The following is a 12,506-nucleotide window of genomic DNA, read 5'->3' on the forward strand; positions in this document are numbered from 1 at the left end:
CGCCAGCGCGTCCAGCGTCTCGTGGAGGCCGCGCGGGCCGAAGTCGAGCACGTGGTTGTTCGCGAGGGCGCAGACGTCGGGCCGGGCCGCGGCCAAGCACGGCAGGTTGGCCGGGCTCATCCGGTAGTGGACGCCCTTGCCGGGCGCGAAGTCCCCGTCACCGGTGACGGAGGTCTCCAGGTTGATCAGCCGCACGTCCGGCGCGGCGCCGTCCAGGACCGGCAGCGCCTCGCCCCACGGCCAGGAGAAGCCCACCGGCCGGGGAATCTGCCCGTTCGCCGCCTCCGCCAGGTCGACGTAGGCACGGGCGTCGCGGATGTAGGCCTCCCGCAGCGCCGGGTCGCCGGGGTGCGGGAGGATCTGGTCGACGCCCCGGCCGAGCATCACGTCCCCGCCGAGGAACAGGGTGACCACGTCCTCGTGCACCCTTCCACGCTAGAGCCGTCCGCGGGCGCCGCGCAAAGGCCCATCATGCCGCGAGCGGCGCGCGGCGGTGACCCGTCCTGGGCTTCGCCGTTGCCGCACCGGCTTCGCGGCTGCAGTGTCCTCCGGTCAGGGCGACAGGTCCAGGTCCGCGTACAGCAGGTCGTGGTCCGAGTGGGGCGTCGGCCGCACCCGCTGCCCGAGCGCGGTGACGCCCCGCAGGAAGACGTAGTCGAACCTGCGCAGCCAGTCCGTCGTCGGCGGGCAGCCGGCGCCCGAGGACGGACGGCAGCGGGCGTCCGCGTCGGCGGCCACGGCCCACACGGGAGCCAGCTCGGGGGCGTCGGGAACGGCGTTGAGGTCGCCGAGCACGATGGCGCGGTCGTGCCGGGCGATCTCCCTGGCGAGGACGTCGGCCTGGTCCGCGCGGACCGTCTCCTGGCGCCGTTGGGCGAGGTGGGTGGTGATCACCCGCACGGACCGGCCGCCCACCGTCGTGGTGACCGCCAGGTACCCGCGGTCCTCCGATCCGCCGTCGGGATACTCCGTGACCACACGGTCCGTCATCGGCGCCGCCGACAGGACCGCCTGGCCGAAGCCTCCCGGAGCCCACGGCGCTCCCCCGCAGCGCCCCCGGTGGTGGAGAACCGGCCCGTACGCGACGTGGTAGACGAGCCCGTAGTAGCGCCGCAGGTAGTCGCGGATCCTCTCGACGTCCCGCACGCACGCCTCCTGAAGCCCGACGACCTGCGGGGCGTAGGTGGCGATCTCCCTCGCCCGGTCGATGTCCCTCGCGCCGCAGGGGTTGCAGAGGTTCCACGTCATGACCCGGTTCGGCACGACGCCCCGGGCGGCGCCGGCGGGCAGGGACCGGACGAAGACGTCGCCTCCGGGCACGGCGGGGCCGACCAGCAGCATGCAGACGGCGATCAGCACGCCCGCGAGCAGCCACCTGTGTCTTCCGGCCACGTCGGCCTCCTCCCTCTCGCAGGAGGACGATGTCACACGCGCCGAGGACGACGGGACCGATGGCCGGATCGGCCGCCGCACGCGGCTCACCGGGCCGCCAGACGCGCCTCACCGGCCCTGCCCGCCGACGCCCTCGGTCAGAACCGGCTGGCGCCGCCCTCGCGTCAGAACTGGCTGGCGCCGCCGTCGCGTCAGAACTGGCTGGCGCCGCCGTCGACGTAGAGCTCCGATCCGGTCATGAAGCTGCTGCGGTCGGAGGCGAGGAAGGTGACCACGCCGGCGGTCTCCTCGGGCCGGGCGAGGCGCCGCATGGGCACGGTCGCGGCCATGGCCGCGCGCTCCTCCTCCCCGTGACCCGTCACCCCGAGCAGGCCGGGGGTCTCGGTGGGCCCGGGGGCGACGGTGTTGACGCGGATGCCCCGGCCGGTCAGCTCCGCGGCGAAGGTGCGGCCGAGGGAACGGACCGCGGCCTTGGTGGCGGCGTAGACACTCATCGCCGGCGACGCCTTGACCGCCACGTTGGAGCCGCAGAGGATCACCGACGAGCCGTCCCTCAGCAGCGGCAGCGCCTTCTGGACGGCGAACACGATGCCGCCGACGTTGGTGTTGAAGGTGTCCGTGAAGTGCTCCCAGGTGATCTCGCCCAGGGGAGCCACTTCGGCGATGCCCGCGTTGGCGAACAGGACGTCGAGGCCCCGGCCGCTCTCCTCGACGGCCGCCACGACCCGGTCGAGGTCCGCGAGGTCGGTGACGTCGGCCCGGATCCCGGTCGCCCGGTCCGCGCCGATCCCGGCCACCACCTCGTCCAGCTTCTCCTTGCGCCGCCCGGTCACGAAGACGTACGCCCCCTCGGCCGCGAGCGCACGGGCTGACGCGAGGCCGATGCCGGAGGTGGCGCCGGTGACGAGAGCGGTCTTGCCGTCGAGCTGTCCCATGGTGCGACTCCTTTTTGAACCGTTCGGTTGCACGTCACCGTAGCAGCATTCTGTACCGATCGGTTGCACGCGGGCCGCATTTTTGTACCGGAAGGTAGGGTGGGGCGCATGAGCAGCACCGCTTCCTACCGCGGCCGGGGACGCCCGCGGAATTTCGTGGAGGACGAGGCCCTCGACCGGGCGATCCGTGTCTTCTGGGAGCACGGTTACGAAGGCGCCTCCCTGACCGACCTCACCGCGGCCATGGGCATCAACAAGCCCAGCCTGTACATCGTGTTCGGCAGCAAGGAGGAGCTGTTCAAGCGGGCCGTCGCCCGCTACCGGGAGACCTATGTGGGGTACGCGGCGGGCACGTTGGAGGAGCCGACCGCGTACGGGGCGATCGAGCGCTACCTGCGCGCCGCGGTCGACGCCCTGACCGACGGCGGTCACCCTCCGGGCTGCCTGACCATCCAGGGCGGTCTGTCCTGCGCGCCGGCGAACAGCGGGATCTCCACGTTCCTGGCCGACCAGCGGACGGCCTTCGAGGGCAAGCTCGCACGGCGGCTGGCCCGGGCGGAGAAGGAGGGGGACCTCGCGCCCGGCACCGACACCGCGGCCTTGGCGCGCTTCGTCACGACCTTGGGCCAGGGGCTCGCCGTCCACGCCGCCGCCGGAGCGGGACGCGAGGACCTTCAGGCCGCGGTGGACGTAGCGCTGCGGGCGATCGCCTCCTACCTGCCCCCGGGACACGCCGCCGCCCCGGCGGCGCCCACCACCGGGGCGTGACCGCGGGGGCCGGTCAGCCGCCCCGGAGGCCCCACGCGTCGAGGCCACCGTAGACATGGGCTTCCAGGCATCCCGGGGCGTCCAGGGCGACGGCCTCGCCTCGGTAGAGGGCGATGAGCGAGTCCTCGCCCCGCCACCAGGTGTCGGTCATGCCCCGCACCTCGGGCACCGGCTCGTACCCGTCGAGGTCCAGGGAGTCGACGGCCTCGCCGGTGACCCTCGTGACGGTTCCGGCCCGGCGTCCCGCGTGGTCGGCCAGCGCCAACGACTCCACCCAGCCTTCGGTACTGCCGTGCAGCGGCGCCCAGCGGTGGCCGTGGATCCCGAACTCGCCACCGGGGCCGATCATGAACCCGTAGGCCATGGACACCCGGCAGTCCCCGGCCGGAATCCACCAGCCATCGGTGGCCGTGCCCTCGGGAACGTCCGCGCCCAGGACGCGCGGGCCGCTCTCGTAGAACGGCGCCGGCGGCAGCGCGAGACCGCCCCAGAGGTCCTGGAAGGCCACCGCGCGATCGACCTCCGCGGCCGGGACACCGTGTTCGAGCCACGCCTCGCGGTGCCGCCCGAGGTCCTCCCGGGCGACACGGACGCCGTGCGACGCGACGTACACCTGCGCCCTGCGCGTCAGACCGGCCGGCACGACCGGGATGTGCGGTACGGGAGCGACAGCCGTCATGGTGCCGGAGCTTACCGGCGGGGCCTGCCGAGGCGAGGGCGGGCCGTCCCGCTCCGGCCCCGGGCACGCGAGGGTCTCCGGGGCCGGAACCACCCACATGACCTCATCTCTGAGGCGTTCAGCGGCCGATGCCGTCCAGTTCGGTCAAGTCCGCCTGGGAGAGGGCGAGTTCCGCGCCGGCGATGTTGTCGCGCAGGTGTGCCGTCGATGACGTGCCCGGGATGAGCAGGATGTTCGGTGACCGTTGCAGAAGCCAGGCCAGCGCGACGGACATCGGCGTCGTCCCCCTCCGGGCGGCGACCGCCGAGAGCGCCGAGGACTGAAGCGGGGTGAAGCCCCCGAGGGGGAAGAAGGGCACGTACGCGACGCCGTCGGTGGCGAGCCGGTCGATGAGCTTGTCGTCGTGGCGGTGGGCGAGGTTGTACATGTTCTGCACGCACACGATCGGCGCGATGCCCTGCGCCTCGGCGACCTGCTCCTCGGTGGCGTCGCTGACCCCGAGGTGGCGGATCAGACCCTCTTGCCGGAGCTCGACGAGCGTCTCGAACGCCTCGGCGAGCGACCCGGGTCGGGGACCTTCGGCGTTGCCGAGCCGGAGGTTGACCAGGTCGAGCACGTCGAGCCCGAGCGATGCGAGGTTGTCGTGGACCTGGCGGCGCAGGTCTTCGGGCCGCCGGGCCGGAGGCCAGCCACCCTGTTCGTCGCGGGTCGCGCCCACCTTGGTGGCGATGTGCAGCGATGCGGGGTAGGGGTGCAGTGCCTCGCGGATCAACTCGTTGGTGATCCGCGGCCCGTAGGCGTCGCTGGTGTCGATGTGGGTGACACCGAGATCGACCGCTTCCCGCAGGACGGCCAGGGCCCCCTCGCGATCGGCCGGCGGCCCCATGACCCACGGGCCGGCCAGCTGCATGGCGCCGTAGCCGAACCGGGTGACGGTCAGGTCGCCCAGAGTCCAGGTGCCGCCGGGGAGGGAGAGGGAGGGTGTGCTCATCGTGCTGCCTTTCGTCCGTGCACTCGGAGGGTGGCGCCTGCCGCCTCCCTGCATCAGCATGGGAGAGCAACTTCCCTTGAGGAAGTAGGCACTTCGGAGTGCGTAACCCACCCATCGGTGAGAGGTGCGAACAGTGACGACGACGGCGGCCCAGAAGAGGGCTCGGGCCAAGGTGGAGTACGACGCGTTCCTGGCGGCATGCCCCAGCCGGCAGCTGCTCGACCGCATCGCGGACAAGTGGGTCGTTCTCGTCCTCTGCGCACTGGGCGGCGACAGCGGCGCCGGCCGGCCCGGCACGGCGGGCCCGGACGCCCCGAAGGCGATGCGCTACTCCGAGATCTCGCGTCTTCTGGCCGGGGTCAGCCAGAAGATGCTGACCCAGACACTCCGGTCGCTGGAGCGCGACGGCCTGCTCACCCGTACCGTGACGCCGACCGTCCCCGTCACCGTCTCCTACGAGCTGACCGACCTCGGCCTCTCGCTCCACCACATGACGCGCGGGCTCAGGAGCTGGGCGCAGACACACATGGCGGAGGTCCTCGCCCACCGCGAGGACCATGACGCCCGCACCTCCTGACGCGGTGGGCGCTGAGCCGTTCAGTCGAGGACCGCGGTGGCTTCGATCTCGACCAGATGGTCGGGGACGTCCAGTGCCGCGACGCCGATCAGCGTGGCCGGCGGGACCGGGGTGACTCCCAGCTTCGCGGCCGCCCGGGAGATGCCTTCCAGGAGCAGGGGCATCTTGTCGGGTGTCCAGTCGACGACGTGGACGGTCAGTTTCGCGACGTCGCCGAAGGAGCCGCCGGCCTCGGCCAGGGCGGTGCCGACGTTGAGGTAGCACTGCTCGACCTGGGCGGCGAGGTCACCTTCGCCGACCGTGCGTCCCTCGGCGTCCCAGGCGACCTGTCCGGCGACGAAGACCAGCTTCGTCCCGGATGCGATCGCCACCTGCCGGTAGACGTCGATCGCGGGCAATCCGCCGGGGTTCCTCAGGGTGATGGCCATGCTGACTGTCTCCTCGTCATGAGTGCCCCTGGGTTCGCGTGCGGGCGATCAGGGGCGCTCTCGCTCTCTTGTGGTTACTCGGGAACCGTAGGAGAGTGAGCGCTGACATGGAAGAACGCACTTTTCAGTGACTGGGGAACCTGATGGTGACCAAGCAGTTCGGGGACTCACCCGAGGAAGCGGATCTCCGGCGTGCGGATTCCCTGGCGCGGGAGATCTTCTCCGACGTCGCCAACAAGTGGGCGTTCCTGATCATCGAGACCCTCGGTGAACGCACCCTGCGCTTCAGCGAACTGCGGAACGGGATCGAGGGCATCAGCCACAAGATGCTCACCCAGAACCTGCGCATGCTGGAGCGCAACGGCCTGGTCGAGCGCACCGTGCACCCCACGGTGCCGCCCCGGGTCGAGTACACCCTCACCGAACCGGGTCAGGGCCTGCGCGCGACCGTCGACGGGATGTGCGACTGGACCCACACCTACCTCGGTCACATCGAGACCGCGCGCCGCCGTTTCGATGCCTGACGGTGAGGTGCGTTCACGGCACGCCACCGCTGCCGGGGGACCCCGGCCGACTCGAGGACGGGGGAGCTTTCGACGGACCGCCCGCCGCAGGGCGAGCCGAGTGACCGGCCGGCTGTCGACGGTGATGTCGGTGGCTCCTTCTACGCTTCCAGCCGTGAACGCGGATGATCTTTCATGGCAGGCCGGCACCTACGGCGGGCTCGCTCCCCTGAAGGTCACTCTCCTGCTGGAACACGGACACCTGGACCTGGTGATGCGGGCGGCACAGGAACGCGGCGAGTGGTTCTGTGCGGAGCGCGCTGTGCGGGAACTGTGCCGGTCGGGTGAGTTCGGGCGGGCGCTGGAGGTGATGGAGCCGTTCGTCGCGACCGGGTGGCGGGCAGCTCTGTGGGCGAAGGCGGAGATCCTGCTGCGGGCGGGCCGGATGGACGAGGCGTTGGATCCGCTGCGCCTGGACGAGGAGAGCCGCGCTTCACCGGGCGTGTGCCGTGCCGTAGCCGGGCTGCTCGCCAGGACCGGGCATGTGGACGAGGCCGTCGACCTGCTCGTGCCGCACATGGGTGAGTCGCGCACCCGGACGGTCCTGGTGGAGATCACCGAAGACAAGGGCCGTGACGGGCGGGTGCTGGAACTGCTCGCCCCGCACGCGGAAACCGCACGGCGAGCCCTCGACGAGGGCCGATGGGACGACTCCCGCTCGGACGCGCTGGAGCTCCAGGCCCAGGTGTGGGAGCGCGCGGGCCACGCCGGCGAGGCGATCCGGGTCCTCGGCGAGGTCGTCGCCCGGCGCCGCTTCCTCCCGGAGGACACCCTCACCGCCTACGCCGAACTACTGGCGCGCCATGGCCGTCTCGACGAACTGCGCGAGCCGGCCACCGGAAAGGACGCACGCGCCCTCCTGGCCGTCTACGCCGGCGCACTGCGGGACCACGGCCGGGGCCAGGAAGCCGAGAGGGTGATGCGTGAGGCCATCGCCGCCGACGACTGGGTCGGCCACCGGTCCTGGCTCTCCACGGCGTTGTTGCGCGACGGCCGGCTGGACGACGCGATCGCTGTGGCCGAGCCCGGCTTCAGCTGGTACGACTGCTCCAACCTCCTCGCCCCACTCGTCCTCTCCCTCCATGACCGGCCCGCGGAACTGCTCCGCCTCCTGGACCATCCCCTCACCGTGCCCCACCACGGCCACGAGGAGTTCCGGCACGAGTGGCGGGCCTTCGCTCTTGCCCAGCTCGGCCGCGTCGAAGAAGCGCTTGCCGTGATCGAGGCCCATCCCGATCCGTGGGCCGACCCCCGCATCGTCGGAGCAGGTCTCCTCAGCGCCGCCGGCCACCTTGCCGAAGCCGCGGCAGCACTGCGGGACCTGGGCACCGTCGAAGCGCGTCAGAACCTGTTCGAGGTCCTGGTCCGGCAAGGGCGGGCAGCCGAGGCGATCACCCTCCACCCCACCGTCGCCGAACAGCGTGCCGCCGCCCGGGCGAAGACCGCTTCCGTCCCTCTCAGGGAGGACGGGTACTCCGTGGAGCCCCCCTTCTAGTGCCGCCTCAGACATGTCCTTCCGTCGGCGTGCCGATCCGCAGCCGGTTGCCGTCAGGGTCGCGCAGCTCGATCTCACGCGCCCACGGAGCGTCCTTCACCCGTACACCGAACTCGGAGGCGAGGGACTCGACATCGCGAACGCGGAGGTAGACCAACGTGTCGGGACGGGCATCGCCCTGGTGCTCCGACAGGAACAACCGCACCCCGCCGCGGGCCACCTCGACGAACGCGGGAAGTCCCGGTGCGAAGACGTGTTCCCACTGCTTGGCGAAGCCCAGCCGCTCGTACCAGGCAACTGCCGCCGCAGCGTCCTCGACGTGAAGAATGGGAATGACTTCCTCGTCCATGTCGTCATCGTCCCAGAGCATCCATCGGCTTGCGTCGCCCTGCCGTGACGGCCGGCACGTTGTCCCGATCGGGCGGCTGGGCGACCGGAGCACGGTGCCGCCGGTGTGTCGGTGGGCGGCCGTACGCTCAGCCCGTGGATGTCGATGATCTTGAGTGGCAGTCGCGGGGCCTCGGTGGGTACCCGCCCGTACTGGTCGCCCTGTTGGTGGAGCAGGGGCACGTGGAGCTGCTGGTCCGGGCGGCTGGACGGGGAGTGTGGTCCTGCGCGAGGGCGGCCGCGCGCGAGCTGTGCGAAAGGGCGGAGTTCGAGCGGGCTCTGGACGTGCTGGAACCGTTCGTCGCGCTTGGCTGGGAGCCGGCACGCCGGGCGACCGCGGGCGTTCTGCTGAAGGCGGGACGGGTGGGGCAGGCACTGGACCGGTTCCGCCCGGACGACGTGGGGCTGGCTTCGCCGCACGTGTGCCGCGACTTCGCGGAGCTGCTGGCCAAGGCGGGGCAGGTGGACGAGGCGATCGCCGTCCTCACCCCGCATCTGGACCAGGCGTGGATGCTGTCCTTCCTGGTCGAGCTGACCGAGGGACAGAACCGGGACGAGCGGGTCCTGGAACTGCTCGCGCCGAAGGCCGAGCGGGCCCGCAGCGCCCGCGGTGAGGAACGATGGAACCTCGCGGCCAGTAATGCGCAGGAGCTGCAGGCCCACGTGCTGGAACGCGCGGGCCGTGTCGACGAGGCGGTCCGGGGACTCGGGGCGGACATAGCCGCCGGCCGCTTCCTGGTCGAGAACACGCTCACCGCCCATGCCGAACTCCTCCGGCGCACCGGGCGCGTGGACGAACTACGCGAACTGGGTACCGGGGAGCACGCGCACGTCGGCCTGCCGTACTACGCCAGGGCCCTCGAGGACCGCGGTCGGGCCGACGAGGCGGAGACCCTCCTGCGACGCTTCGTCGCGGCCGACGAGGGGAACCGCTTCCGCCGGCCGTTGATCGAACTGCTGCGGCGCCAGGGCCGGATCGACGAAGCCGTCGAGGTGGGTCGCCCCGCGTTCTACGACCACGACGCCTGCCTCCTCGAAAGGGTCCTCCACCTTCTTGCCGAGGCCGGACGTTTCGATGACGCACTGGCCGTCCTCGACGAGCGCGATGCCGAGTACGTCGACGAGCACCCGTCCTGGTTCCACACGAACCGGATATGGCTGCTGGGCGAAGCGGGCCGGTACGAGGAAGCCCTCGCCTACGCCGCGGGTCTGCCGACGGACCTGTACGGGCTGACGAACAGCACCGCGTGGATCCTGGAGCGGTCGGGGCGCGTCGAAGAGGCTCTCGGTCTGCTCCGGGCAGATGACCAGGTGGAGGCATGGGAGGTGGCCGCGCTCCTCGTCAGGCACGGACGTGCGGAGGAGGCGATGGAGGGCATGCCCTCCATCGCCGAGCTCCGCGCAGCCGGTCGGTGGTCGGAACGGTCCGGACGTGGACGATGAGCCGGGGGCTCCGATCGAGCTGCCGGAGGCGGTGCACTAGACCGTCACGACGATCTTCTTCCCGGCGTGGAGGCCCTTCTCGAGGTGGTGGTGCGCTTCCACGACGTCGTCGAGGGTGAACGCCGACACGTCGACGGCGGGCCGCAGCGCCCCGCCGCGCACACCGGCGTTCAGGAAGGCCGCCATGCGCTTCACCACGACGGCGTCGAGGGTGTGCTCGAAGCTCCGGTAGCTGTGGAACGTGAGCGGCGAGCCGGTCGGGAAGGGGGTGGGGCGCGCGTCCAGGAAGCCGGCGGCGACCAGTGTGCCGCCCGGGCGGGCCGCGTGCAGGAGGTCCTGCTGGCCGGGTCCCGTGACGAGGTCGAGGACGATGTCCGCCCCGGTCCCGCCGGTGTGGTGGCGGACGGCTTCGACGACGTCCGTGCGGTCGGTGGCGACGACCTCGGCGGCGCCGGCTGCGAGCAGCTCGTCCGTCTTCGCGGCGTGCCGGGTCACGGCGATGGGCACGGCGCCGATCCGGTCGGCGATCTGTATCGCCGCCCGGCCCACGCCGCCGGACGCGGCGGTGATCAGGACGTGGTCACCGGGCCGCATCCGCGCCTTCTCGACGAGCGCGCCGTAGGCGGTGGAGTACGCGACCCAGACCGCCGCCGCCTCCGTGACGCCGAGTCCGGCCGGCCGGGCGACGACCCGGCTCGCGGGGACGGTGGTGTATTCGGCGTAAGTGCCCCGGACGCTCGCGTCCGGAACGGCCGTGAGGATGACCGGGTCACCGATCTCCGGCCCGGTGGTGTCCGGGCCCAGCGCGTCGACGACGCCGGTTCCCTCGACTCCGAGGCGAGCGTGCGGCAGGGGCACGACCGCGGGCAGGGCGCCGGAACGCATCATCCGGTCGAGCGGGTTGACGGCGAACGCCTCGATCCTGACCCGCACCTCACCGGCTGCGGGCTCGGGGACCGGCTCCTCGACGACCTGCAGGACGTCCGGCCCGCCGAACTCGTCGAACACTACGACTCGAGGCATGGTGACTCCTCAACATCCGTTGCTGATTGCCTTGTTCGCGATCGACGCTACGCAGGACCGGGTTACCTCTTGGTACCTTCGGTCCTCATGCGGAACGACGCTGCACCGGGCTTCCTCGCCGACTGCCCCACGCGCCTGGCGGTCGAGATCATCTCCGACAAGTGGACCGTGCTCGTGATCTTCGGGCTCAGTCACCGGCCCCGCAGGCACGGCGAACTCGTCGGCCTCATCGGCGGCGTCTCGCGCAAGGTCCTCACCCAGACACTGCGCAGGCTCCAGCGGTACGGTCTGGTCGAACGCGATGAACGAGCGCCACGGCGGGTCGAGTACAGCCTCACCGACCTCGGCCGGACCCTCGTCGAGCCCATCGAGGTCCTGACGAACTGGGCGAGGGACCACGGCGAGGCGGTCGTCGACTTCCAGGAGGCCGCGGACGCCGCGGACGCCGTGCGGGCCCACACGGCGGGTTGACCTCGGCCACGCGGCGACGGCCCCGCGCACCGGACGGCGTCGCCCGGTCCCGGCCCGCTGCCGCCCCGCCTTGTTGCGGCGACATGACGGGCCCGCGAAGGTGTCAGGGCTGCCCTTGACCCTCCTCGCCCGCGGATGTCAGTCTCTCGCTCATGCCGTGGACCCCGCTGACCAGCCGCCGAGTGGTTGACTTCATGTTGATCGCCACCAGCGCGTGTCGCTTCTGCTGACGGATCATCCCTCGGCCGTTCCCTTCGCCCCGCGCGCCGTCCTGCGCCGGACCGTCGTCGCGTTCGCCCCGCCGCTCCCCTCGCCCCACTCCCGGCATCCCGGCGCGTGAGCAACGCCGCTTCACCGCACCGGAGTTGGTCTGGCACGCGAGCTGTTGCCGCTGCCTCGTCCGCTGCCGCCGTGCGCCTCGACGCACCCACCGGGCGGGCGTGAAGCACCGTCCTCTCCCCCTCCGACGCCGCCGGCACCACCGAGGCGGCCACGGAGGCGGCGCGGCGGCCGGAACTCCGACACCCCCGAGGCGCCCCCCGAACCACCCATCCGCACCCGGACGGAACAGGACACCGACATGAGCTACCTGTGGTACATCCCCAACCAGATCGAGCCGGGCCACCGCGGCGACGACACCGGCAGGGACGAGGGCTGGGGGACACTCGACCACTCCACCGACCTGGCCCGCACCGCCGAGGGCCACGGCTGGGAGGGCGCGCTGCTGGGCACCGGCTGGGGCCGTCCCGACACCTTCACGCTGGGCGCCTCGTTGGCCGCCCGGACCACGACGTTCAAGCCGCTGATCGCCGTGCGGCCCGGTTACTGGCAGCCCGCGCACTTCGCGAGCTCCGCCGCCACGCTCGACCACCTGAGCGGCGGCCGCGTGCTGGTCAACATCGTCAGCGGCCTCGACAACCTGGCGGCCTACGGCGATCACACCACCGACCCGGCCAACCGCTACGAGCGCACCCGCGAGTTCGTCCACCTGGTCCGGCGCCTGTGGACGGAGGAGAACGTCACCTACCGGGGCGAGCACTTCGCCGTGGAGAACTCCTCGGTGCTGCCGCACCCCGGCGGTTACCCGGACCGGCACCCGACCCTCTACTTCGGCGGCGCCTCCGCGCCCGCCGAGCGGGTGGCCGCCGCCGAGGCGGACGTGCAGCTGTTCTGGGGCGAGCCGCTGGAGGGCCTGGCCGAACGCATCGAGCGGCTCAGGAAGCTGGAGGTGACGGTCGAACGCCGGCACAGGCCGCTGGAGTTCGGCCTGCGTATCACCACTCTCGTCCGTGACACCGCCGAGGAGGCGTGGCGCGACGCGGAGGCCAGGGTCGCCGGCATGGCCGAGAAGGCC

The 12,506-nt window shown here is 71.9% G+C and carries 15 protein-coding genes; 7 read left to right on the top strand and 8 right to left on the bottom strand.

Features of this window, described 5'->3' with window-relative positions; translation table 11 throughout:
* The 3 genes from HW445_RS06900 to HW445_RS06910 all read right to left on the bottom strand — a co-directional run.
* The coding region (locus HW445_RS06900) for a CapA family protein (RefSeq protein WP_180220133.1) at window positions 1-426 on the bottom strand (426 nt) is incomplete at its 3' end.
* Between the two features lie 126 nt (window positions 427-552).
* Entirely contained in the window at window positions 553-1,392 is an 840-nt protein-coding gene (locus HW445_RS06905) for an endonuclease/exonuclease/phosphatase family protein (RefSeq protein WP_308798520.1), read from the bottom strand.
* A 191-nt stretch (window positions 1,393-1,583) separates the two neighbouring features.
* Window positions 1,584-2,327 carry an SDR family NAD(P)-dependent oxidoreductase gene (locus HW445_RS06910; protein WP_180220134.1) on the bottom strand — a complete coding sequence of 248 codons (744 nt, stop codon included), beginning with the start codon at window positions 2,325-2,327 and terminating at the stop codon, window positions 1,584-1,586.
* 108 nt (window positions 2,328-2,435) lie between these two features.
* Here HW445_RS06910 and HW445_RS06915 point away from each other — a divergent pair, with 108 nt between their 5' ends.
* Window positions 2,436-3,095 (top strand): TetR/AcrR family transcriptional regulator, encoded by a 660-nt coding sequence (locus HW445_RS06915; RefSeq protein WP_180220135.1) that lies wholly within the window; start codon window positions 2,436-2,438, stop codon window positions 3,093-3,095.
* A 13-nt stretch (window positions 3,096-3,108) separates the two neighbouring features.
* On the opposite strand, the gene HW445_RS06920 is transcribed toward HW445_RS06915, so the two are convergent.
* A complete protein-coding gene (locus HW445_RS06920) occupies window positions 3,109-3,774 on the bottom strand; it encodes a hypothetical protein (protein WP_180220136.1) in 666 nt (221 codons plus the stop codon).
* A gap of 118 nt (window positions 3,775-3,892) precedes the next feature.
* Window positions 3,893-4,765 carry an aldo/keto reductase family oxidoreductase gene (locus tag HW445_RS06925; RefSeq protein WP_180220137.1) on the bottom strand — a complete coding sequence of 291 codons (873 nt, stop codon included), beginning with the start codon at window positions 4,763-4,765 and terminating at the stop codon, window positions 3,893-3,895.
* Window positions 4,766-4,898: 133 nt separating this feature from the next.
* On the opposite strand from HW445_RS06925, the gene HW445_RS06930 reads away from it, so the two are divergent.
* On the top strand, window positions 4,899-5,342 hold the full coding sequence (locus tag HW445_RS06930) for a helix-turn-helix domain-containing protein (RefSeq protein ID WP_308798523.1): 444 nt from the start codon (window positions 4,899-4,901) through the stop codon (window positions 5,340-5,342).
* Between the two features lie 20 nt (window positions 5,343-5,362).
* Here the strand turns inward: HW445_RS06930 and HW445_RS06935 are convergent, their stop codons facing one another.
* The gene (locus HW445_RS06935; RefSeq protein ID WP_180220139.1) at window positions 5,363-5,770 is read right to left on the bottom strand and encodes a RidA family protein; all 408 of its coding nucleotides are present in this window, start codon (window positions 5,768-5,770) and stop codon (window positions 5,363-5,365) included.
* A gap of 143 nt (window positions 5,771-5,913) precedes the next feature.
* Here HW445_RS06935 and HW445_RS06940 point away from each other — a divergent pair, with 143 nt between their 5' ends.
* Window positions 5,914-6,294 (top strand): helix-turn-helix domain-containing protein, encoded by a 381-nt coding sequence (locus HW445_RS06940; protein ID WP_180220140.1) that lies wholly within the window; start codon window positions 5,914-5,916, stop codon window positions 6,292-6,294.
* Window positions 6,295-6,448: 154 nt separating this feature from the next.
* Window positions 6,449-7,828, top strand: coding sequence for a lipopolysaccharide assembly protein LapB (locus tag HW445_RS06945; protein WP_180220141.1), 1,380 nt, complete (start codon window positions 6,449-6,451; stop codon window positions 7,826-7,828).
* 7 nt (window positions 7,829-7,835) lie between these two features.
* Here HW445_RS06945 and HW445_RS06950 read toward each other — a convergent pair whose 3' ends face one another.
* Window positions 7,836-8,177 carry a glyoxalase superfamily protein gene (locus HW445_RS06950; RefSeq protein WP_180220142.1) on the bottom strand — a complete coding sequence of 114 codons (342 nt, stop codon included), beginning with the start codon at window positions 8,175-8,177 and terminating at the stop codon, window positions 7,836-7,838.
* Between the two features lie 134 nt (window positions 8,178-8,311).
* On the opposite strand from HW445_RS06950, the gene HW445_RS06955 reads away from it, so the two are divergent.
* Window positions 8,312-9,658 (top strand): tetratricopeptide repeat protein, encoded by a 1,347-nt coding sequence (locus HW445_RS06955; protein ID WP_180220143.1) that lies wholly within the window; start codon window positions 8,312-8,314, stop codon window positions 9,656-9,658.
* 36 nt (window positions 9,659-9,694) lie between these two features.
* Here HW445_RS06955 and HW445_RS06960 read toward each other — a convergent pair whose 3' ends face one another.
* Window positions 9,695-10,681, bottom strand: a complete 987-nt coding sequence (locus HW445_RS06960) for a zinc-dependent alcohol dehydrogenase family protein (RefSeq protein WP_180220144.1) — start codon at window positions 10,679-10,681, stop codon at window positions 9,695-9,697.
* Window positions 10,682-10,768: 87 nt separating this feature from the next.
* Here HW445_RS06960 and HW445_RS06965 point away from each other — a divergent pair, with 87 nt between their 5' ends.
* Both HW445_RS06965 and HW445_RS06970 read left to right on the top strand, forming a co-directional pair.
* The gene (locus tag HW445_RS06965) at window positions 10,769-11,152 is read left to right on the top strand and encodes a helix-turn-helix domain-containing protein (RefSeq protein WP_180220145.1); all 384 of its coding nucleotides are present in this window, start codon (window positions 10,769-10,771) and stop codon (window positions 11,150-11,152) included.
* A gap of 580 nt (window positions 11,153-11,732) precedes the next feature.
* A partial coding sequence (locus HW445_RS06970) for an LLM class flavin-dependent oxidoreductase (RefSeq protein WP_180220146.1) occupies window positions 11,733-12,506 on the top strand: 774 nt, incomplete at its 3' end.

This window comes from Streptomyces sp. UH6 (genome assembly GCF_013421635.1).
In the GTDB taxonomy this organism is placed as follows: Bacteria; Actinomycetota; Actinomycetes; order Streptomycetales; family Streptomycetaceae; genus Streptomyces; species Streptomyces abyssomicinicus.